Below are 22008 nucleotides of genomic sequence, written 5' to 3' on the forward strand. Positions count from 1 at the left end.
TAATAACTTTTGGCTGTGGACTGTTTTGCAGCTTTTGGAATGTCTTAACCTGATCCGAGCCGGATTTAGACAGACAATCTACTATTATTGTCGATTTGGGTATTTTTGTCAAGTTAAAACGCACTTGATATTTTCTGATTTAGGACTTACCCATCAAAACCAGAGAAACCGGGTTTTTTCCGAGATCCTTGGTTACAGCCTACATCCAGGGCAAAAACCCGGTTTCTCACCGCCCGTGCGTAAGTCCTATTTTATTTATTTGCGGAATGTTTAGAGAGTTGAATGTAGAATTTCTCAGACTCTCTATTCTAAAGCGCGGCGGGTAAAATGGCAAATCGCATATTCAAACTCTTAACTACTGATATTAAAGAACTATATTCTACTGATGCAGCAGAGGCGATCGGAGAAGCGGGGAAAGCAGCCGCTGAATTGGCAAAAATGTTCAAAGAACAAGGCCTCGACAATAGCAACTTGCTGCTAGAAGTTTTGAACTCTCCCTTAGCTCAAGTTGTGGGAACTGGATTGCCATTTGTCGGGATGGCGGCGAAACTACTGGCATTTTTTATCGAAAAAACTCAAGAGCAACCGACTTTAGCTGAGTGCATTTTTCTGGTCAGTCAGGCGGCTTATCTGGAAAGTTTTAAGGGATTTCTTGAACAAGACGAGAACTTGTTAAATCGGATCGGGCAAACTCCGGTTTCTGATAAAGTCAAGCAGTTGCTTAAGAAACTGGCGGATTTGGAATTTAGCGATAGAGCAGCTAAAGAAACTATGATTTGCTTCCGCGATTCGGTATTGGCGAAAGAATTCAATCTAGTGCTGTCAGAGCGACTGGAACAAGCCGGACTAGAAGGCAGTCAAGCTAAGATTTTGACAGAGAGAGTTGCTGCTAATACTCACCGCTATTTAATCGAAGCTTGGGCAATTTCTGGGGATGCTATGAAACACCTCGGACAGTCTTCTTTCAGCGAATGGCGGGAGGAACAGCGGCAATATCAAAGCCTTGACGAATACCTGGAAAAACAGATTACCGACAAGCCAAAAGAAAAAGTATTTGCGGAAGAGTTTACATTTAAAGATATCTACATACCGCTGAAGGCAAAGCCTCTTAATAAAAATGGCAATCCTATTGAAGATGCAGAAGATTTCGATTTAGAAACTTGGGCAAAGAAATTGCTTGAGGATGAGAAGAAACAAAATTTGGTGATGTTCGTAGAAGCTGGGCCCGGACGCGGTAAGAGCGTTTTTTGTCGGATGTTTGCTGATTGGGTGCGGCAACATTTGCATCCTGTTTGGACACCAGTGTTAATTAGATTGCGAGATATTCCCAAATTGCAAAATAGTTTTCTGCAAACGCTTAAAGATGCGGTTAATACGGGTTTTACTAGCGATAATGGCTGGTTGACTGATAAAAATACGAGATATTTGTTTTTCTTAGATGGCTTTGACGAGTTGCTGATGGAAGGGAGAAACAGTGGCGGTTTAGAGGATTTCCTCAAGCAAGTAGCAAAATTTCAGGAAGCCTGTCAGCAGAGTTCGGAAATGGGACACCGGGTTTTGATTACTGGCAGACCTTTAGCTTTGCAAGGAATTGAAAGGCAAATGCCAGACAACTTGGAGCGAGTCCAAATTCAGGTAATGAATGACGAACTTCAGCAACAGTGGTTGAGAAAGTGGGAAGCCCAATTTGGGGCGGAAAAAACCTCAGCTTTTCAGCAGTTTTTACAAGATAAATGCTGTCCTGAACAGGTGAAATCAGACTTGGCGCGAGAACCACTATTGCTTTATTTGTTAGCAGCAATGCACCGGGATGGAATCTTGAAAGTTGAAGATTTTCAAGGAACTAACAGCACTCAAGCAAAAATTTTGATTTACAACCAAGCTGTGAATTGGGTACTGACAGAACAGCGGTCTAAATTGCTCAATCGCAATTTGACAGAATTGGAAACAGAGGATTTGCGGCGCATCTTGACAGAAGCAGGGTTATGCGTGGTGCAGTCGGGAGGAGAATGCGCTCCTGTAGGGATGATTGAGGAACGGTTGAAATCAGATAACTCGGTTAAAGCATTACTTGAGGAAGCACAAAAACGGATTGGCGATAATCCCCTGAGAAATGCTTTGGCGGTTTTTTATCTTCAGCAAGGCAGTAAAGAAGGTTCTGTGGAATTTGTACACAAGAGTTTTGGTGAATTTCTGTGTGCGGAACGATTGAAAGAAAGTCTGGAAGAGTGGACGGAACCGGGAAAGAAAGGTAGAGGATTTAATACGAAAGACTCGGATATGGACTGGGAAATTTATGATTTGTTGGGTTATGGGGCGCTGACGGCAGAAATTGTGGAATATTTGATGGGGTTGTTAACAACTCCGGCTGTTGCGGGGGAGGAAAATCTGTTTCGTCCTGTGGAGTTATTCCAGCGTCTGGAAGATTTTTATCTCCGGTGGTGCGAGGGAGAATTTATCGATATGCTGCCGGAAAGTTTGCCTCAGAAGAAGATGCGCCTGTTGCGAGAGCAATTGAAAACCCAAGATTTTGGACAGCGACAAATAGATATTTATGCTGGTTTGAATGTGATGATTTTGCTTTTGGAGTTGCACCGTTACGGTCAGGAGAGAGATGAATTAAAAGGCACAATGGTGTTTTATCCTTGCGGGAAACCTAATGCTGAAGGTAAACTTGACGATGCAAGTCGGTTATTGCGTATCATTGGTTATGGCTCTTGTGTTGGGGATTCTGTCTTTGTCGAAACAGTTGGGCAATGCCTCAGCGGCGCACACCTCATCAGCGCAAACCTCAGCAACGCATACCTCGTGATCACAAACCTCAGTGGCGCAAACCTCAGTGGCGCATACCTCATCGGCGCAAACCTCGGCGACGCATACCTCATCGGCGCAAACCTCAGTGGCGCAAACCTCATTTTCGCAAACCTTAGCGACGCAAACTTCAGTGGCGCAAACCTCAGCCGCGGAGACCTCAGCGACGCAAACCTCAGCGACGCAAACCTCAGTTTCGCAAACCTCAGTTTCGCAAACCTCAGCGGCGCAAACCTCAGTGGCGCAAACCTCAGTGGCACAGACCTCAGTGGCGCAGACCTCAGCGACGCAGACCTCAGCGACGCATACCTCAGCGGCGCAAACCTCAGCGGCGCAGACTTCAGCGACGCAAACCTCAGCGGCGCAGACTTCAGCGATGTCAAATGGAACGAGGATACAAATTGGGAAAATATTCGAGGTTTAGATATAACCGTTAATGTTTCAGAAGCGTTAAGGCAACAGCTAGAAATGCAGTAGAAACATTTTTCAAGGCTTTGCGGCTCATTTTTATGAACAGGCAAGATGCCTGTTCCACAAAGAGTGGATTTTCTTGTGGGCCGTTGCTCCTAGCCCGATCGCAAATAGCTTATCAACATACGAAGACCGATCGCCCTTAATTCTATCCAAAAGCGCGATCGATCCAAAAGCGCGATCGATCCAAAAGTGCGATCGACCTTTATTCAAGCAACAGCAGCAGAACAGTTGTGCGATCGTAATAATTCCAAAGCCTGCTGTCTTACCCTACCTTCCATCACCTCTGTTTGCAAGGTAATAAAAGCATCAAAATCTTCTAAACCGTACTTAGTCATCTGCAACTGCTGGCGCAACAGTTCCTCGGCCTCAACCGTTAAATAACCCGTTTCCAAAGCTTTTCGGACAATTGTGCTGATTAAACTCATAGTAAGTAATTTCACCCTGAAGACACGCACGTTATAAACAATGGAGTTTTATCACTTGACCAACTCTACATTGAGTTTGTTTCAATATTACCTTGAAATACGGTTAAATCTACCTTAAGGCGTACTTGAGGCTAGTAGCTTTTGATACACACGACTCTAGGGATTTTAACTTGAGACCGGATAAAATAAGTATATTTACTTGGTATCTAACAACAGCCGCCATTCTCTGACACCAAAAGGAGGAACCAGCAACTCAATTTCTTTTTCACCTTTCACAGGCAAACTCAACTTTAAAGGTTGATTGCTTTCGAGTTGTGTAATTATTGATTTAAAATCATATTCTCCGACGTTAACCGGCAAATCCGACTCGCTCCAAATATCCTGAGCTTTACCAATTTCGCGATCGCCCGCAGCAACTGTTAGCGCTACAGGATGCTGCAATTCTGTGCCGGGAAATCCTACCAATCGCAGGTTAAAGGAGTTTACCAATCCCGACTGTACTCGCTTATACAAAACTACTTGCCATGCTCTATCATCAGTATCGCGCAGGCTTTGTACGGAGCGGAACATTACTCTGTCGCCTCTTTCTGGATATTTGTGAATTGAGGCGAAGGCGGGCGGGCTAATCGCTAGGATTAGATACAAGCACAAGCTAATAATAGTTAAGGTTTTGCGCCAACAATTATGGTTTTTCAATTTGCCATACCTCCGATTTATTTCCAATCAGTTTCGGCTTGGGATAGCACGTAGGCGGAAACATCGATTATTTGTTGTTCGGACAAACGATCTTTGTAAGCGGGCATAATACCTTTACCGTTGGTTACTAAATTTGAAATATTGGCAATTGAATCCATGCCGTATTTTTTTAAGGCTTTTTGTTTCAAGTTTTTGCCGCGCCTGATAATGTTGCTACCGTTGATGTGACAGCCTGCACAGTTGGTGTTGAAGACTTCGGCGGCGGTTGCGGTTGCGGGAGTTGTCGCTGTATCTGCGATCGCAATTTGGGAATTAGTGGCAATTTCTGCAAATGCCAGTGTCACGATTAATAGGATGACGGTGAGGATTTTTTTTAAGTTGTTTGGCGATATCATTTATTTCCAGGTTGAAAAGTAGTCCTGTGTTTGATGATAGCACTAAATACATATTTGGGATTAATATCGTTTGCCGTTGGAGCATATTTTTTTAACCACAGAGGACACAGAGAGCACAGAGGGAGATGAGGGAGAGAGCAATAATTCTGATGAAGTGCGGATTTGAAATAACTTATAAAAACATAACTCTTTAGTCGGTTTTAACCGACTTAAGCTATGAGGCAGGGGTTTAAACCCCTGCCGGAATGCGGTACTACAGCAGATTAAGCTGAACTGTTAACCAATAGTATTCGTGATTCATTCTTCCCAGTCGAAGGTGCGGGTAACTGCTTTTTTCCAAAACCGATATTTTTGCTCCCGAAGGGCGATCGACATTTGGGGTTCCCAAATACAATCCACCGCCCAATTATCCCGCAATTCGGCTAGTTGGCTCCAAAAACCCACCGCCAAACCAGCCGCATAAGCGGCACCTAGTGCAGTAGTTTCCGCTACCACAGGCCGCACCACAGGCACTCCCAAAACATCGCTCTGAAACTGCATTAGCGTGTGATTTCCCACCATCCCACCGTCTACTTTTAAAGACAAAAGCTGCACGGCAGAATCCTGATTCATCGCATCCAATACTTCCCGCGTTTGCCAAGCTGTCGCTTCCAATACTGCACGAGCAATATGTGCCTTAGTCGCGTAGCGAGTTAAACCTGCAATTACTCCCCGCGCGCTGTCTTGCCAATAGGGCGCGTAGAGTCCAGAAAATGCTGGTACAATGTAAACTCCGCCACTATCTTCGACGGTATTTGCTAATGTTTCTACTTCCGCAGATGTGTTGATGATGCCCAAGTTGTCCCGCAGCCACTGGACTAATGCTCCGGCGATCGCAATACTGCCTTCGAGAGCATACACAGCGGGCGATTCTCCCATCTTGTAGGCGACTGTTGTCAGCAATCCGTGGCTTGAAGGGACGATCGCCTCACCAGTATTCAGCAGCATAAAACAGCCTGTACCGTAAGTATTTTTAGCCTCGCCAACACTAAAACAAGTTTGCCCAACCAAAGCTGCCTGCTGATCTCCCAAAGCAGCAGCAATTGGAACACCATCTAACAATCCTTTCGCAGTGCCAAAAACGTGACTCGAAGGGCAAATTTCCGGCAACATCCGGCGGGGAATTCCCATGATTTCCAAAGTTTCCGCATCCCAATTGAGGGTTTGCAAATCCATCAGCATTGTGCGGCTGGCGTTGGTAACATCGGTAATGTGCGCGCCTCCTGTCAGATGCCAAATTAGAAAAGAATCGACATTGCCAAAAATCGCATCGCCTTTAATTGCCGCTTCCCGCAATCCAGCGATATTGTCCAGCATCCACTTAATTTTTGGGCCGCTGAAATAAGTTGCTAGCGGTAAACCGCAGCGCGATCTAAATCGATCTTTGCCGTCAACTTCTGCTAAGCTAGTACAAATTTGGTGAGTCCGGGTATCTTGCCAAACAATCGCATTCCCGTAGGATTTTCCCGTATTTTTATCCCAAACAATTGCAGTCTCGCGCTGGTTGGTAATGCCGAGAGCTGCAATATCTTTCGCATCGATATTGCCGATTTCCAGGGTATTTTTAATTACGCTTTGGGTGCGCCGCCAAATTTCCTCGGGATTGTGTTCCACCCATCCCGGTTGTGGATAAATCTGTTGGTGTTCTTGTTGGTTGCTGCAAATTATCTGTCCCAGGCGATCGAATATAATAAATCTGGTGCTGGTGGTTCCTTGATCTATTGCTGCTACGTATTTTTGAGACAAGAGTTTAAAACCTTTTTAAGTAGAAGTCATTAGTCATTAGCGCGAGCGTCCCCGCTCGCGAACGTTATTAGCGCGAGCGTCCCCGAAGAGCGAACGTTATCAGTCAGAATAAGGAAGCCCTGCGGCTTCGCGAGCGGGTAAAAAGAAGAAAGAAGAAAACATACACAGCAAGCTTGATTATGAGCTGTATTTTAGGTTGAATTAAGGAATTTTACCAGAAAGAATTGGTTGAAAGCCCGCCCGCCGGTTCGGGAGAAATTAAAATCAGACTATTCATTACTCCAATACTCGGACTTCTGGGTAGAGGTCGGTCTTAAACTGTCAACTGTCAACTGTCAACTGTCAACTGTCAACTGTTGAATTAGCGTTCGAGTCTTTAACGTCTATGATAATATGTAAAAGTCAAATTAATGTCAAAAATTTTAGCTTAGGGAAGTCCCTACTTTGAAACTAGCAGAATTGCTCAGACTCGATCGCACAATTAAGGTTATTGGCTTTGACGACGCTCCGTTTTCTCGTACCAGCGGCAGTTTGGTGTCGATCGCCGGAGTAGTCTGCGGGGGGGCTAGATTTGAAGGAATGGTCTGGGGACAAGTCCTCCCAGACGGATTAGATGCCACTGATGCGATTTGTCAGCTACTGCTAGGAGGAAAATTTTTACCACAATTGCATCTCGTTTTGCTTGACGGAATTGCTTTCGGCGGCTTCAATATTATTGACCTTCCCAAGTTAGCATCGCGGCTGCAAATTCCTTGCGTTGCTGTCATGCGCCGCCAACCAGATTTAGCTGGTGTTGAAAAAGCCCTCGGTCATTTCTCAGATTCGGAGTACCGTTTAGAATTGTTGCGCCGCGCTGGCAAAATTTACGCTTTTGAACCTTTCTTTTTTCAAGTATGCGGCGAACAACCGGAAGTAATTGCACTGGTACTCCAGCGTTTGACTGATACTGGTAAGGTTCCTGAAGCATTGCGTTTGGCTCATTTGATTGGTGCGGCTGTGATTACTGGTGTTAGCGGTAGTTCTGCTTGAATTTATTATCTGCAATTTAATTTACCGCCATCAAAAAGGTTCGTAGTGAGGACTTTAGTCCGCATCAAAAAGGTTCGTAGTGAGGACTTTAGTCCGCATCAAAAAGGTTCGTAGTGAGGACTTTAGTCCGCATCAAAAAGGTTCGTAGTGAGGACTTTAGTCCGCATCCTTTCTTAGAGGACTAAAGTCCTCACTACGAACCTATTAGAATAGGGATTTAAGATTATTTAGCTTCCGACAATCTCGCCCTCGATTTCACCAAATTCGATTTTAGTGCCCAACGCCAAAGTCAGGGTACTTTCAGGTTCAATCATTTTCATATCGCCTTGACTGTCTGTGGCCCACCAAGAGCGATCGCTCAAATTGATCAATCCTAAGGATACCTCGTTTCGCGATCGAGAATTCACCAGCGCTACCACCCCACTAGACGCAGTAGCCGTTAAACTAGGAATGTCAGAGGTGAATAGCTGAGTCCCCGCAGTCAGAGGGATAACTCGACTTCCCAATTTCAGCAAAAATTGACCGTTGGCAAAAGCATTGGCTGGCGATTCTTGTGATAAAATAGTCGGCGTAACCCGAGCAGAATTAGGAGCGGCTAAATCAGAGTTTCCAACTGTAATTGTACAGTTACCAATTCTCTTTTGGTCGCCCGATCGCAAATAACTCACCGCCCCGCTATCAAAATTCTCGCAAACAATTTGACCCGCTTCCAATTGAAACCGCATCGCTAAAGGCGAAACATGAGGAATGTAGATAATAGACAAATTTTCATCGCTACCAAAAGTCACCGGTTCCGCACCAATAGTTAGAGTGCGATTGGTTCCGGTATCGTAACTAATTACCAGCCAAGCTTTGTTAAACAAAGTTTCGGCCACAACTAGCATAATTCCAATCCAAAAGCCGATCGCACCACAGCCAGCTAAACGGCCCGCCGTACCCGACAAAGTATAAGCAAACAGAATAAACAAACAACCACCCAAAACGCCACCCACACCGCCGCCACCCGCGCCGCGCAGCATTCCTAAATTGGGAATTCGCTTAGAAAGTCCAAGTCCTAACAAACCGCCAGCTATTCCCCAGCAAATCACTCGCAATATTTCATTCTCACCGTCGCCAATCCCGCTAAAAATACCTTCAGCGATTGCTCCAGAAATTGCCCCCGCAATTACACCAAACAATCCGCCATTTTTAAAAGATTGTTTGAGTTGTGGCTTGCCTTTGATATAGTAATAATAGCCGAACATGATTGCAGTAGCAATTCCGCCGCCTACCAATCCAAACCAGCGAGATGTGGACAATACACTGTCAAAAACAGATGTTGAATCATTGAGATGGTGCATGAAAGGTTCAGTGATGAGATTGCCGGCGAAACCGCCGACAGCACCGCTAATCCCAAACTGCAAAGCTTTTTTAAGGGCTGATAGATTTCTTTTCACGTCGCACCTGGTTACAAAGTGAGAGTCGATCGATTTTAGATTTAGGATTTTAGATTTTAGATTTATTCCACAGATGAGTCTGGGAATTTGTACCTTAATCTAAAATTTTGGTCGCTCCGCGTCCGAGTGTGGGAAACTTGTATCCGTTTTTGTTTGGACGAGAGTCAAATTTAGCTACAAGCTTAAAAGTCCGCATTTCCGATCCAAACCTGTCGCACCTCTGCCTCCCTCACCTCTGTTTGACACAGACGTTTTTTAGCCTCGCTGTGTCGCTTCGGGACAAATCTCTGAAGGTTCGACGGCTGTAACCCTTGCTGATATAGAATTTTAGGGATTTTTTGAATTGGAATTTTCAACAGATTAGACGGCGCCGAGGGCCCAAAAATGAAAAGGAATGTTACAAACTATTACGGTAACACTCAGAATGTGAACATAATGCCTCAAAATACTTGCGAGAGGTAGTTGCGTTAGAGAAGCAATATTCTGACTAACTGCCCTACAGTCACTCGATCGCCACTTGAGGATCTGCTGCAATCTCGATCGTAGATTAAAGATCGCATCAATCATTTGTGGTATTCTAAGCGACAGGCTCAGTGCGGCCACAAAAAAACGCACCGGCGTGAAGAACGAGCGCCGTCAAACAGCGAAGGCAGACACCCAGTAACAACTTCAGCAGTTGCAGGCTGTGGAAAGTCCACCCTTCCCCGTCAAAGCTCCAGCCACCAGCGAAGCGAAAGGTACGGGATGAAAGCGCCCGCCGTCGCCAGTTCAACGCGGAGCAGTTCGCAATAGCAAAATATCCAGCGGGTACACACAAGATGAGTATCGTCACCAAATCAATCGTCAACGCAGACGCTGAAGCTCGTTACCTGAGCCCAGGCGAATTAGACCGCATCAAGAGCTTCGTCACCTCTGGTGAACGTCGCGTCCGCATCGCCCAAATTTTGAGCGAATCCCGCGAACGTATCGTCAAAACAGCCGGCGACCAACTTTTCCAAAAGCGCCCTGATGTTGTTTCTCCCGGCGGCAACGCTTACGGCGAAGAAATGACCGCAACTTGCTTGCGCGACTTGGATTACTACCTGCGTTTGATTACCTACGGAATCGTAGCTGGCGACATTACTCCGATCGAAGAAATCGGTATTGTCGGCGTCCGCGAAATGTACAACTCTCTCGGAACCCCGATTGCAGCAGTTGCCGAAGGCGTCCGCGCTATGAAAAATGCAGCTTCTTCGCTGCTTTCTGGAGAAGATGCTTCCGAAGCTTCCTCTTACTTCGACTACGTTATCGGTGCGATGCAGTAAGGAATTTAGGTTTTTGATGATAGATTTTTGATTGAACAATCGAGGGTTACTGAATAACAAGCCAAAAGCTTTTGCAGGTAATCAACTACTTGTAAATCTCAAATCCCAAATCCCAAATCTCAAATTCTCGCTCCAAAAATGGACTGACTCAGCCACTTTCTAGGAAACAAGACAACCATGCAAGACGCAATTACCGCCGTTATCAATACCTCTGACGTTCAAGGTAAGTACCTGGACAGCAGCGCATTAGACAAGCTCAAGAACTACTTCGCTTCTGGTGAACTGCGCGTCCGCGCCGCTACCGCCATCAGCGCCAATGCAGCCACAATCGTCAAAGAAGCAGTTGCTAAGTCTCTGTTGTACTCTGACGTAACTCGTCCCGGCGGCAATATGTACACCACTCGTCGTTATGCAGCTTGCATTCGCGACTTGGACTACTACCTCCGCTACGCCACCTACGCCATGCTAGCTGGCGACCCTTCCATCCTTGACGAGCGCGTGCTCAACGGTTTGAAAGAAACCTACAACTCCTTGGGCGTGCCCATCGGTTCTACCGTACAAGCAATCCAAGCAATGAAAGAAGTCACCGCCGGTTTGGTCGGTTCTGACGCTGGTAAAGAAATGGGCGTCTATTTCGACTACATCTGCTCTGGCTTGAGCTAAATCTAAGGCAGAAGGAAGAAGTTCGGCAACGGATTCTGTAACGGATGTGACAGATGTAACAGATGTAACGGATTTCAGTCCGATGGAAGTCGGAAGAAGGAAAAAGGAAGAAGGAAGAAGGAAGAAGGAAGAAGGAAGAAGATTTATTTCTTACCCCTTTTAACTCTTAACTTTTAACTTTTAACTTTTAACTTTTAACTTTGGACTTGTTACCTTTAGCTTTGAAAGAAGTCAGGGAAATTGAGAGTGATTGCTAGACCGTCAAAGGCCAGTCGAGAAAGCCCGACGAGTTTTAACGAGCTAGTTTTGACTCCTAACTCCCTGACTTCAATCTTTTTAAAATCCATCTAAAAATCTGTAAACCTACTCAGGAGTTTGTTTCCCATGAGAATGTTTAAAGTGACTGCTTGCGTCCCCAGCCAAACTCGCATCCGCACTCAGCGCGAATTGCAAAATACCTATTTTACTAAGCTGGTTCCCTATGACAACTGGTTCCGGGAACAGCAAAGAATTATGAAAATGGGCGGCAGAATTATTAAAGTGCAACTGGCTACCGGTAAGCCCGGAGCTAATACTGGCTTACTTTAAAATCCGAGAATGGATTGATAGAGGGCAAGAGGTCGATCGCGACCTCTTTTTTGTTTGTTATGATTTTAGTTAGGCTGTTCCACATTAAAATTGGATATTTGAGGCGATGCTCAAAGCCCACCCCACAAGAGGTTGATTATTTCTTGATGTGCAATTTAAATGCTAATTAGCTGATAAGACTTATCCACTCGCCCACAAATAAACCGGGTTTTTAAATCGACATTGAGAGTTTTAAGCAAATATTTGGCTAAAAAATCCGGTTTTTGACCACAGCGAATTAAGCTGGCGTGCATCTGATGTTTACAATTTTGTTTCTTGAAATTATTGTGGGGTGGGCTTTGAGCAGCGCCCCAAAATTAAATTCAAATGCACAACAGCTTAGACTAATAACTAATGACTAATAACTAATGACTAATGACCTTCGACGCTTCATTCCATTTTTTGACCCCAGCGCGTCGCAATGGGCTGCGGAGGCCCGATGGCTGCGGTGGCTGACTTTTTTGTGGCTGTTTGTAGGGCTGACGGCTTTGTTCTCGGCTTCCTATCCCATTGCCAATTCCGAATTGGGAGACGGCCTTTACTATTTTAAACGGCAACTAATCGCAGTGGCGATCGGGCTGGCGGGCTTTAACTTAATGGTTTACTCCCCCCTGCGTTACCTGATGAAAACTGCTCAGTTGGGAATTCTGGTGCTGCTAGGATTGCTCTGGTTGACCTTAATTCCGGGAGTGGGAACCACAGTCAACGGCGCAACTCGCTGGATATCTCTGGGCCCGGTGCCGATTATTCAACCTTCAGAGTTGATTAAACCGTTTTTCGTTCTGCAAAGCGCCCGCATTTTCGGCAATTGGCCTCGATTGACGAATAAAGTTCGGTTTACTTGGCTGTTAATTTTCGGTGCGATGCTGTTGGGCATTTTGTTGCAGCCGAACTTGAGTACGACGGCTTTGTGCGGGATGACTTTGTGGCTGGTGGCTTTGGCGGCGGGCTTGCCTTACTTGCAGTTGGGTGCAACGGCTGTAGGGGGAATGCTGTTGGCGGTTTTAAGTATTAGTTTTAAGGAATATCAGCGCCGCCGGATTATGTCTTTTCTCAATCCTTGGGCTGATGCGATGCAGGATGGTTATCAGTTGGTTCAAAGTCTTCTGGCTGTGGGTTCTGGCGGGATTTGGGGCGTTGGTTTCGGGATGTCGCAGCAAAAGTTATTTTATTTGCCGATTCAGTACAGCGATTTTATTTTTGCTGTGTTTGCTGAGGAGTTTGGTTTGGTGGGAGGTTTCTCGCTGTTACTGATGTTGGCGGCTTACGCTACGGTGGCTTTGAGGGTGGCGATGCGGGCGCGGAATGCTGAGTCTCAGTTGGTGGCGATTGGGGTGATGGTGGTGATGGTGGGACAGTCGCTGCTGAATATTGGGGTGGCGACGGGGGTTTTGCCGACTACGGGTTTGCCGCTGCCGTTTTTTAGTTACGGCGGTTCTTCGATGGTGGCGAGTTTTTTGTTGTCGGGGTTGCTGATTCGGGTGGCTAGGGAGAGTTCTGAGGCTGAGGTGGTTTCTCTGGACGGACGCCGGGGACAGCAGTCTAAGCCGAAATTGCGATCGACCAACGGCAATACACAAGCTGAGTAATTTGTCAAGTTATTTCCGCTAAAACAAGCTTGTGAAGAATACGGTATTGACGCTTTTTAAACTGCCGTTGTATCTATTGCCACCCGTCACCCTTCTTTGGCGGTTCTTCTTCTTTTTGTTGAGGTTTAGCTTTCTTCGCCGGAATCCCCACACCATATTTATATCAAAATTGGTGTGGGATGGATAGGCAGACTGATCTCCTGAATGAAGTAACTCAATAGATGTATTGGATAGACGATCGATCCATTCCTCTACCATCTGAGTAAAGGTTTTTTCTCGCTTATGCTGCAATAATTCTCAATTTATTAAGTCTCTTTTCGGATAGTCGAATATACAGGTTTTTGTTTTTTATGTTGTGTTGTCATTGCGGACACAATGATGTTAACATAAAAAGCAAGGAGCCAGGTAAATGAGAACAGCATACCAGTACAAACTACGTCCCACAAAACAACAAGTTATTGAGTTTGACAGATGGCTGTCAATGTTATGCGCTCAATACAATTATTTGTTGGCTGATAGATTCAACTGGTACGAGCAAAATCGCTCTCCTGTTAACGCTTGTCTTTTAATCTGCCATTTGCCAGAACTGCGAGATCACCCTGACTATTACAGCCAGAAAAAAACCTTACCTCAGCTCAAAAAAACTCATCCCTGGTATAGCGAGATTTATTCTCAAGTCCTGCAAGATGTAGTTAAGCGAGTCAAGGTAACATTCGACAGGTTTCTCAAAGGCGATAGCAACGGGAAACGAAGTGGGAAACCTCGGTTTAAAGCTCGCAATCGTTATCGCACCTTTACTTATCCTCAGATGAAAGAAGGATGTTTGCAGGAAAATCTGATTAACTTGCCGATGTTTGGAAAAGTCAAGGTTGTGCTGCATCGCCCTATACCTGATGGGTTCAAAATCAAAACGGCTTCGGTCACTAAGAAAGCTGACGGTTTTTACCTAACGTTGTCATTAGAAGATCTGACCGTTCCTGAGATTAAGCCAAATTTCAACCCAAATAAAATCACCGGGATTGATGTTGGTTTAAAAGAGTTCTTAACAACTTCTGAAGGCGAAACCGTCTGCATTCCCCAATATTATCGTAAAGCTCAAAAACGCTTACGAGTAATTCAGAAGCGGGTATCACGCCGCAAAAAAGGAAGCAACCGCAGACAGAAAGCGGTTAAGCAACTGGGTAAGCAACACAAAAAAGTTGCAGATAAACGCAAAGATTTTCACTTTAAGACTGCGGTAAAATTGTTGAGTAAATACGATGTTATTGCAGTTGAAGACTTGAATGTAAAGGGTCTAGCTCGTACAAGATTGGCTAAATCTGTGTTGGATGCTGGGTGGTCAAACTTCCTGTCAATACTGACAAACAAAGCCGAAAATGCTGGTTTGTTGGTTGTCCCAGTAAGCGCTTATAACACCTCACAAGATTGTTCCAATTGTGGAGAGAAAGTACCAAAGAAGTTGCATATTCGTTGGCACGACTGCATCAAGTGTGGGTGCAGTCTCGACCGCGACCACAACGCAGCTATCAATATTAAAAACAAGGCGATAGGGCAATTCGTCTTTAAAGCTCAGTTAATGTCCGACGGGATACCGGGAGTCGCTGAGAAGCCTACATCATACTGTATTCAGTTGGTGTAGGAGTTGTCACCTGTGATGTCAGTTAATTCTTTTTTGTCTGGCTTGGGTGTTTCTGGAGTTGAGTTAGCCATGGGTTTATTGTTTAAGTAGATGCACCGTTTAATTATATCTTTTTTGACTGCAAAGGTATTGCTGTAGATAGCGGGAGCAATATCGAGACCAAAAATTCTCATGCAGTGGGGTTTGATAGCCAATACTCGAAGACTTTATGTAGAGTGTAGATGCGAATAGATAGATGTCGGTGCTAGACTGCTTGAGGGTTGCAGCCAAACAATTCGGAGGTGGACGCAAAGACACCTTTATTAAGTATTAAATGCCGATCGCCATCTCGATTAATTAACCCTTGCTGCTGCAATTTTCCCAGCATTCGGGTTACCGTTACCCGCGTCGTGCAAATAGTATTAGCAATATCTTGATGCGTCAAACGGATGCTCAAACGAGTTCCTTCAACCACAGGCTGACCGAAGTCCTGTTGCAATAATAGCAGAAGTTGATACAAACGGTCTTCTACTCGGCGCTGTCCGGCGATCGCCAAAATTGACTCCATTTGCCGCAGCCGCCGCACCATTTGAGGCAACAACTCGTGAGCCAATTGAGGAGAAGCTTCAATTTCCACCATAGAATACCACATCAAATAAACGTCTGATGTTGCCGTAGCTCGGTAAGTCTGCAAGGAAGTCAACCACAAACCGAAACACATCGAAGGCCCCACCCAACCCAAAAGTCCTTCTTCCCCGGTGGGATAAAGGGTACTCAGTTGTGCTAAACCTTGACAGACGCGCCAAAGGCCTTGGGACATTAAAGGAATGGTTTCGCCCTTTGCATAAAAATGCAAGTTTCGAGTTGCTCCTGTGTTATGCTGGACTTCCGCTAAAAGTGCTTTCGATGTTGGTGGCATATCCGTTATTTCCAGCTAAAAAACATTAGTGTGAGAGCTAGCGATCTCACTCTAACCGACCCAGGTAAAGGTTAGGTGATCGTTAGGTTAGCGGGAGTATAAGCTTTGTCTACATTCAAATTCTGTATCAACAATTACTCAAGCCATGAGCGTGACATTGCTCGGAGTATCGTTGGAATATGTAATTTAAATATTAAATAGCTTGAATTTCAAACATGATTTAAATCTGAATCCATTACAAACTGAATTTAGAGCTAATTTGTTGCAGGATTGAAAAGGTTATTGTGGCTTTTTATTATGTGTCAATTTTCATCAATAACCACTGGTGAGTTAGCGGTGATTGTCAAAGCTGATGTTCTCGATCGCGAATTTAAACAAAAACTTAACTTGCTTGCTTCCTAGAATCGGCGATCGCTATTTGAGCCAAACTTTACTTGTTCAGCAATCCCTAGATCGAGAGGGCTCGCATCCCAACTACGTACTTTTTTGTACGATCGCAATAAAACTGCCTTGCGTCGCAGCCCCCGCGCCCTGAGGAGTCGTGAAGCTCGATCGCCCATATCCACCAACTCAACTGCTGCTATCTTTCTCGACAACCTTCTAAAATAGTTTCAGCAGTATCAAAAGACAAGTCAGGTTTTTCATGGCCGATCAATTAATTCGCGCTACAGCAGCAGATGGTGGAATTCGCGCTGTAGCCGTCATTACCACCCGTCTGACAGAAGAAGCAAGAGGGCGACACAAGCTCTCCTACGTCGCTACAGCCGCCCTCGGACGCACAATGTCAGCAGGGCTGTTACTCGCTTCCAGCATGAAGCGGCCCGAATCGAGAGTCAACATTCGCATCAAAGGAGATGGGCCCCTCGGTGGACTGCTGATTGATGCGGGACTTGATGGGACGGTTCGAGGTTATGTCAGCAATCCCTCAGTGGAATTGCCGCCCAATGCTAAAGGCAAACTTGATGTCGGCGGCGCCATCGGTGACGGCTATTTGTATGTGGTGCGCGACGCTGGGTACGGCTTCCCTTACTCAAGTACGGTAGAATTGGTTTCCGGCGAAATTGGGGACGATCTGACTCACTATTTGGCAACCTCGGAACAGACTCCTTCGGCTCTGGTTTTGGGGGTGTTTGTGGGGGCGGCGGGGGTGCAAGCTTCTGGGGGCGTGCTGTTGCAGGTGATGCCGAAGGCGGCGACGGATGAAGAACTCGTGCAAACTCTAGAATCTAGGGTGGCTGCACTGTCGGGCTTTACGCCGTTGCTACAATCGGGCAAAACTCTGCACCAGATTCTGGAAGAGTTACTGGGTGATATGGGCCTGGAAATTTTCCCGGAAACTCAGATGGTGCGCTTTCACTGCGGCTGTTCGTTCGATCGAGTTTTGGGAGCTCTGAAAATGTTGGGCGAAGCCGAACTCCAAGACATGATCGAAAAAGATGGCGGGGCTGAGGCTACTTGCCATTTCTGCAATGAGGTTTACAAAGCTAACAGCGACGAACTTGCCGAACTGATCGGGGATTTGCGATCGAATTCCGGTTCTTGAGACCATAATGTGTAATTGGCTCTATTGAGTGCGAGTTGGGGATGACCGAAAAACCTGGAGGACTAACTAAATAACAAATTTGCAGGACATTACGGAACAATCTGATAGAATCAAACATGAGTTGAGGCAAAAACTCTTGTCAAATACGTCCCACTTTCACCATCATCCATCCTTCGAGTCAACGAAAGAACTATCTGACGTTGAGAATAAATCCCGTGAAAAATCCCAAAGCTTCTTGCCCTATTGGAACCAATCTTCTCATGAGATGTCCAAATGGTTGTCTTTGCCCCGTCAAACCGATTGGCAAGATTCGGTTTTGACCAATGCCAATGGAACAGCGAGCAAAACTGGTGTAAACTCCTGGTACCGGGTGAAACAAACCTTAGTCCAGAACCATAAATGGTTAAAGACATCCTTACCATCTTGCACTGATAGAGTAGTAGATTGTGCTTCTGGCAAAAGTATAAATCTTAAATCTCACAAGCTCAGGATTTATCCCACACCACAGTTGCACAAAGTCTGGCGTAAATGGTTAGCAGCCTGTCGTTATTGTTTCAACCAAGCAATAGCAATGCAGCGCAAAAAGTGCTTAAGTAAATTGCAGTTGCGTAACCAAGTTATGCAAAGCGATTTACCAGAATGGGTAAAAGAAACGCCTTGTCATATCAGACAGAATGCTATTTTTGATGCTCACCGAGCATTTAAGGCAAGTTCAGACGCAAAGTTCCGTAGTATTAGAGATTACTCTCAAACCATCAAGTTTAATGATTCAAATTTCAAAAAAGGCACTTGGTATCCTTCTTTAACCAAAGGATTAACCTTTAAAGCTGCTGAGATAATTCCTGACTGCGATCGAGGTACTCAGTTAGTCTACTGTAAGGGTCGATGGTTTGGGGTGTTCCCTGTACCAGTGACTGTGCAGCCTACGGTAGCAACAGGAATAATTGCATTAGATCCTGGCGTAAGAACATTTATGACCGGATTTGATGGCAATAAATTCCTTGAGTTTGGAGGTGGTGACATGGGACGAATCGCTCGTCTCTGTCAACACTTAGATAACTTAATGAGCCGAATATCTCAAGCCCAGAAACGGCGCCGAAAACGGATGAGGCAAGCGGCTCATCGTATGAGAATACGCATTCGTAATTTAGTAGACGAATGCCAAAAACAAACCGCTTGCTATCTAACTAGCAACTATCGAGTCATATTTCTTCCTACTTTTGAGTCTGCCCAAATGGTAGCTAAGGTAAGAAGAAAGATTCGTTCAAAAACTGCTAGAGCGATGTTGAATTGGGCCCATTACAGATTCAAACAAACCATCAAACATCAGGCAAATGTTAGAAACGTCAGTGTGATTGATGTCACTGAAGAATACACGTCTAAAACTTGTACGCATTGTGGTCATGTGCATCAAAAGTTAGGTGGTTCTAAAGTGTTTACTTGTCCTGAATGTGGCTACTCAATCCCACGGGATTATAATGGTGCTTTTGGTATATTACTGAAAGCTTTGCGGGATACCGCCTCTATCTCCTATGAGGATGATAGTGCTATCGTTACTTTGTCCGGCAATTGCCGGGTAACTGTAGCGTAAATGTATCAGCAGTAGATATCAGCGATCGCAGTTTTGCAATAACTAAGACCGGCTGGTTGCTGTTTGTGGTGAGCGGAGATTTATGAGTCAAGATCGCAAAACACCAGGCCGTTGGTCTGCATCAGAATCCTTGGAGTCAAAAAAGGATACTTCCTCGCTAGTGCCAATTCCAGCCAGGAAAAATCGCGCTGAGCGACTTAAAGAAATCCGAGATTTGGTTACTTCAGGAAAACTGCCGGGAGGGCATCTGGAACAGCAGCCGAAAGAGTCTGGAGAAAACTCGCAACCGCCACGTGACCCCTATCGGCTGTGGCGCTTCTGGTCGAAGAAATGGCAGTTTTGGCTGGCGGTGAGTTTGCTGATGTCGGTGGGTATGGGGTTTGTGGCAATTTCGTCTTTGCTAAACCTAACCTCACAGTCGAATTGCTCGAAGATTTTTTGGCCGACGGCTTCTGCTAACGATCGCTTTTTTTGCGCTCAAGAAGCAGCCAGCAAGCGGACGGCGGATGATTTGCTGCGCGCGATCGAATTAGTGAATGCTTTGCCACAAGACCACCCGCTGCGGTCGAGAATTAACGGTGAGATCGATCGCTGGTCGCAGGATATTCTCAGGTTAGGAAATTCTAGTTTCCAAGAAGGAAAGCTGGAGGAGGCGATCGCGATCGCCCGCAAGATTCCCCAAGACGTTCCTGCTTATACGACGGTGCAACAGCAGATTGAAAAGTGGCAGTCAATATGGAGCGATGCAGAGAAACTTTACCGCACAGCAGAAAATCACTTGCGTCAGGAAGAGTGGGGGCTGGCTTTCCGCCAAGCTACTCTGCTGTTGGATACGGGAAATACTTTCTGGGAATCGACGAAGTATGAGGAACTCACTAAGGTAATTCAGGCGACGAAGGCTGAGGGCAATAAGTTGGTAAAAGCCCGGAATACAGCCTCGGAGGGAGGGCTAGACAATCTGGTGACAGGGATTAAGCTGGCTCAGGGCATCGATCAAAAAAGTTATTTGTATCAAGCTGCCAATAAGTTGATCGCGGAATTTAGCAAGAAAGTGATGGCGATCGCCCAAAAACGCTTGCAGACAGGCGATTGGCAGCAGGCGATCTCGATCGCTAACAAGATTCCAGAAACTGCAAATTTAAAGGAACAAGTACAGGATTTTAACGAGTTGGCTCAGGCTACGGCTCAGGCTTTGACGGGTTCTGTTGATGGTTTGTCTAAGGCGATCGATCTGGCTCAAAAGTTGAAAGACGGCCGCCCTTTGTACAAACAAGCTCAAGATTTAGTCGCCCGCTGGCAGCAAGAAATGGCTGATGTGAAAATTTTGGATTTGGCAAGCAGGCTGGCAGCGCCGGGAGGGGTCAAGGACTTGAGGGCTGCGATCGCCCAATTGCAAACAGTCCCGGAATCAAATCCCCGCTCTAAGGAAGCTCGGACTCAAATCGATCGCTTGAGCCGTCAAATCGAACTGCTAGAAGACAGTCCGTACTTGCAAAGAGCTAACGATTTAGCGACTACCGGCGATCCAAATTCCCTGGAAGCAGCCGTAGCTCAAGCTTCTCGGATCGGCCAAGGAAGAGCGCTTTACGGGGAAGCTCAAGCCAAAATTCAAGCTTGGATCGAGAGAAGACAGCGGCTTCAAGATCAGCCGTTTTTGGAGAGAGCTCAGCAACTAGCGGCTAGGGGCAATTTAGCCGAGGCCATTGATATAGCCCGCCGGATTCGATCGGGAAGGGTGCTGTATGAGGAAGCTCGATCGAACATTCGGACTTGGGAAGCTCAATTGCAGGGCGAGCAAGGCTTGCAGAGCGCCCGTCAGGCCGCCCAAGCGGGAACTGCTGACTCCTTGCAAGCAGCAATTACGCTGGCGCTTCAGGTACCGGATACGAGTTCGCTCCGCTGGCAAGCGAGCGAGGCGATTGAGGAGTGGAGCCAGCGGATTTTGGCGATGGGTGTGGAACAATCGTCGTCGGATCTGGCTGGGGCGATCGCGACTTTAAAGAAAATTCCCTCAGGATCTCGGGCTTTTGAGCAAGCGCAATCGCAAATCAAAATTTGGGAGGAATCGCTGAATCCTGGGGCTGCTGAGTCAACGTCTCCGGCTCCCGAGCCACCGGAAACCGAGCCACCAAGTCGCTCTCCGAGCCGTTAGGTTAACTATGCTTGCCCGAAAAGAGGCGGAGGTTTAAACCCCCGTCTCAAAGCTTGCATTCGGTTTTAACGAGTGAGAATTCATCAATTGCCGCCGCATATGACAAGATATCGTTGGCGAGTTAATCGCCAACATTCAAAAATCCATAAATAAATTCTTTGTATTCGTCTTTGATTGGCAGCTCTTCATCGACTTTCAGACGCCGCCGCACTGCGACAACTTCCTGGCGCGCGATCGGATTATAACCAGGTTTCTCATATTTTTCCCAATACAATCCAGTTCCCCGGCGCTGCCAAGCCGGAAGTTCGTTAAAGTTAATTCCGTTTTGAAACAGCAACTCGTTTTTGAAAGCGATCGATTTTTTCTCTAATATAACTGCTGCATTTTCACCCGTTTCGCCATTTTTTCGCAGCATCCAATAACTCCAGCCATTCAAAGCACAGCGCGTTGCATCTGCTTGGCGCCACAGAAAATAATCTACTACTTGCGATTTGTTGGCGGCGGAACAAACGCGGCTATCAAAATTGACTGCTGTGCGAGCGATACCAGTGAAAGTTGCACTAGCAATACTCGCAGAAATAGAGACAATTTTTTCTAAGCTGCGGTCAAACAAAGCCCAATCTGGAGGAAACAAAACAGATATTTCGTCACTTTCGGTGTAGGCGTAAATGCCTCCTAGTTCTGATAGCAACGCTTTGGTAGTTTCTACCATTAATTCGTGGAATTTTAAGTCGAAAGGCTTCTCAAAAATTGAGGAAGTATATTTAGAAAAACTGCGACCGTCTGCGCGAATTATGGTGTGAGTTCCCGGCAACAAACGCAGGTTTTGACATCTCCCCATGCCTAAAGGCGAGGGGATTCACAAGACCACAATTTAAGTCTTATAGGTGCTGACAAATCACCTCTACCAACTCCACTTAGATCCAATCCAAGCATTGTTGCTACTTTACG

At 45.9% G+C, this 22008-nt stretch carries 19 protein-coding genes; 10 read left to right on the plus strand and 9 right to left on the minus strand.

What is annotated here, in order from left to right; translation table 11 throughout:
* Positions 1–327 precede the first annotated feature (327 nt).
* Positions 328–3288: a pentapeptide repeat-containing protein gene (locus QZW82_RS03315; RefSeq protein ID WP_293144527.1), complete on the plus strand. Its 2961-nt coding sequence runs from the start codon at positions 328–330 to the stop codon at positions 3286–3288.
* A gap of 203 nt (positions 3289–3491) precedes the next feature.
* Here the strand turns inward: QZW82_RS03315 and QZW82_RS03320 are convergent, their stop codons facing one another.
* The 4 genes from QZW82_RS03320 to glpK form a co-directional block, all read right to left on the minus strand.
* On the minus strand, positions 3492–3710 hold the full coding sequence (locus QZW82_RS03320; RefSeq protein ID WP_293144530.1) for a hypothetical protein: 219 nt from the start codon (positions 3708–3710) through the stop codon (positions 3492–3494).
* 195 nt (positions 3711–3905) lie between these two features.
* Positions 3906–4406: a DUF3122 domain-containing protein gene (locus QZW82_RS03325; protein ID WP_293144533.1), complete on the minus strand. Its 501-nt coding sequence runs from the start codon at positions 4404–4406 to the stop codon at positions 3906–3908.
* Positions 4407–4423: 17 nt separating this feature from the next.
* Positions 4424–4801: a c-type cytochrome gene (locus QZW82_RS03330; RefSeq protein WP_293144536.1), complete on the minus strand. Its 378-nt coding sequence runs from the start codon at positions 4799–4801 to the stop codon at positions 4424–4426.
* Positions 4802–5098: 297 nt separating this feature from the next.
* Positions 5099–6586 (minus strand): glycerol kinase GlpK, encoded by a 1488-nt coding sequence (glpK, locus tag QZW82_RS03335; protein ID WP_293144539.1) that lies wholly within the window; start codon positions 6584–6586, stop codon positions 5099–5101.
* A gap of 444 nt (positions 6587–7030) precedes the next feature.
* On the opposite strand from glpK, the gene QZW82_RS03340 reads away from it, so the two are divergent.
* A complete protein-coding gene (locus QZW82_RS03340) occupies positions 7031–7615 on the plus strand; it encodes a DUF99 family protein (RefSeq protein ID WP_293144542.1) in 585 nt (194 codons plus the stop codon).
* 227 nt (positions 7616–7842) lie between these two features.
* Here the strand turns inward: QZW82_RS03340 and QZW82_RS03345 are convergent, their stop codons facing one another.
* Positions 7843–9051: a hypothetical protein gene (locus QZW82_RS03345; RefSeq protein WP_293144545.1), complete on the minus strand. Its 1209-nt coding sequence runs from the start codon at positions 9049–9051 to the stop codon at positions 7843–7845.
* A gap of 818 nt (positions 9052–9869) precedes the next feature.
* Here QZW82_RS03345 and apcA point away from each other — a divergent pair.
* The 5 genes from apcA (at position 9870) to QZW82_RS03370 (ending at position 14873) form a co-directional block, all read left to right on the plus strand.
* A complete protein-coding gene (gene apcA, locus QZW82_RS03350) occupies positions 9870–10355 on the plus strand; it encodes an allophycocyanin subunit alpha (protein WP_265234273.1) in 486 nt (161 codons plus the stop codon).
* A gap of 177 nt (positions 10356–10532) precedes the next feature.
* Positions 10533–11018 (plus strand): allophycocyanin subunit beta, encoded by a 486-nt coding sequence (gene apcB, locus QZW82_RS03355; RefSeq protein WP_293144548.1) that lies wholly within the window; start codon positions 10533–10535, stop codon positions 11016–11018.
* Between the two features lie 384 nt (positions 11019–11402).
* Positions 11403–11606 (plus strand): phycobilisome linker polypeptide, encoded by a 204-nt coding sequence (locus QZW82_RS03360; protein WP_006634929.1) that lies wholly within the window; start codon positions 11403–11405, stop codon positions 11604–11606.
* Positions 11607–12013: 407 nt separating this feature from the next.
* Positions 12014–13234: an FtsW/RodA/SpoVE family cell cycle protein gene (locus QZW82_RS03365; protein WP_293144551.1), complete on the plus strand. Its 1221-nt coding sequence runs from the start codon at positions 12014–12016 to the stop codon at positions 13232–13234.
* Between the two features lie 409 nt (positions 13235–13643).
* Positions 13644–14873, plus strand: a complete 1230-nt coding sequence (locus tag QZW82_RS03370; protein WP_293144554.1) for a transposase — start codon at positions 13644–13646, stop codon at positions 14871–14873.
* On the opposite strand, the gene QZW82_RS03375 is transcribed toward QZW82_RS03370, so the two are convergent.
* From QZW82_RS03375 to QZW82_RS03385, 3 genes are all read right to left on the minus strand, one after another.
* Positions 14861–15046, minus strand: coding sequence for a hypothetical protein (locus QZW82_RS03375; RefSeq protein WP_293144557.1), 186 nt, complete (start codon positions 15044–15046; stop codon positions 14861–14863). The genes QZW82_RS03370 and QZW82_RS03375 overlap by 13 nt on opposite strands.
* Before the next feature lie 71 nt (positions 15047–15117).
* A complete protein-coding gene (locus tag QZW82_RS03380) occupies positions 15118–15771 on the minus strand; it encodes a Crp/Fnr family transcriptional regulator (RefSeq protein WP_293144560.1) in 654 nt (217 codons plus the stop codon).
* A gap of 398 nt (positions 15772–16169) precedes the next feature.
* Positions 16170–16367: a hypothetical protein gene (locus QZW82_RS03385; RefSeq protein WP_293144563.1), complete on the minus strand. Its 198-nt coding sequence runs from the start codon at positions 16365–16367 to the stop codon at positions 16170–16172.
* 47 nt (positions 16368–16414) lie between these two features.
* Between QZW82_RS03385 and hslO the strand changes: the two genes are divergently transcribed.
* From hslO to QZW82_RS03400, 3 genes are all read left to right on the plus strand, one after another.
* Positions 16415–17314: an Hsp33 family molecular chaperone HslO gene (gene hslO / locus QZW82_RS03390; protein ID WP_293144566.1), complete on the plus strand. Its 900-nt coding sequence runs from the start codon at positions 16415–16417 to the stop codon at positions 17312–17314.
* Between the two features lie 79 nt (positions 17315–17393).
* The gene (locus tag QZW82_RS03395; protein ID WP_293144569.1) at positions 17394–18905 is read left to right on the plus strand and encodes a transposase; all 1512 of its coding nucleotides are present in this window, start codon (positions 17394–17396) and stop codon (positions 18903–18905) included.
* Positions 18906–18987: 82 nt separating this feature from the next.
* A complete protein-coding gene (locus tag QZW82_RS03400; protein ID WP_293144572.1) occupies positions 18988–21057 on the plus strand; it encodes a hypothetical protein in 2070 nt (689 codons plus the stop codon).
* A gap of 121 nt (positions 21058–21178) precedes the next feature.
* Here QZW82_RS03400 and QZW82_RS03405 read toward each other — a convergent pair whose 3' ends face one another.
* A complete protein-coding gene (locus QZW82_RS03405) occupies positions 21179–21898 on the minus strand; it encodes a tRNA(His) guanylyltransferase Thg1 family protein (RefSeq protein ID WP_293144575.1) in 720 nt (239 codons plus the stop codon).
* Positions 21899–22008: the final 110 nt, after the last annotated feature.

The sequence above is a fragment of the Microcoleus sp. bin48.metabat.b7b8b9.023 genome (assembly GCF_013299185.1).
Classification (GTDB): Bacteria; Cyanobacteriota; Cyanobacteriia; order Cyanobacteriales; family Microcoleaceae; genus Microcoleus.

What these genes read in the sequence shown, in the direction of transcription:
- QZW82_RS03315 (WP_293144527.1), top strand. Translation starts at nt 328, where the DNA reads ATGGCAAATCGCATATTCAAACTCTTAACTACTGATATTAAAGAACTA.
- QZW82_RS03320 (WP_293144530.1), bottom strand. Translation starts at nt 3,710, where the DNA reads ATGAGTTTAATCAGCACAATTGTCCGAAAAGCTTTGGAAACGGGTTAT.
- QZW82_RS03330 (WP_293144536.1), bottom strand. Translation starts at nt 4,801, where the DNA reads ATGATATCGCCAAACAACTTAAAAAAAATCCTCACCGTCATCCTATTA.
- apcA (WP_265234273.1), top strand. Translation starts at nt 9,870, where the DNA reads ATGAGTATCGTCACCAAATCAATCGTCAACGCAGACGCTGAAGCTCGT.
- apcB (WP_293144548.1), top strand. Translation starts at nt 10,533, where the DNA reads ATGCAAGACGCAATTACCGCCGTTATCAATACCTCTGACGTTCAAGGT.
- QZW82_RS03360 (WP_006634929.1), top strand. Translation starts at nt 11,403, where the DNA reads ATGAGAATGTTTAAAGTGACTGCTTGCGTCCCCAGCCAAACTCGCATC.
- QZW82_RS03365 (WP_293144551.1), top strand. Translation starts at nt 12,014, where the DNA reads ATGACTAATGACCTTCGACGCTTCATTCCATTTTTTGACCCCAGCGCG.
- QZW82_RS03370 (WP_293144554.1), top strand. Translation starts at nt 13,644, where the DNA reads ATGAGAACAGCATACCAGTACAAACTACGTCCCACAAAACAACAAGTT.
- QZW82_RS03375 (WP_293144557.1), bottom strand. Translation starts at nt 15,046, where the DNA reads ATGAGAATTTTTGGTCTCGATATTGCTCCCGCTATCTACAGCAATACC.
- QZW82_RS03380 (WP_293144560.1), bottom strand. Translation starts at nt 15,771, where the DNA reads ATGCCACCAACATCGAAAGCACTTTTAGCGGAAGTCCAGCATAACACA.
- hslO (WP_293144566.1), top strand. Translation starts at nt 16,415, where the DNA reads ATGGCCGATCAATTAATTCGCGCTACAGCAGCAGATGGTGGAATTCGC.
- QZW82_RS03400 (WP_293144572.1), top strand. Translation starts at nt 18,988, where the DNA reads ATGAGTCAAGATCGCAAAACACCAGGCCGTTGGTCTGCATCAGAATCC.
- QZW82_RS03405 (WP_293144575.1), bottom strand. Translation starts at nt 21,898, where the DNA reads ATGGGGAGATGTCAAAACCTGCGTTTGTTGCCGGGAACTCACACCATA.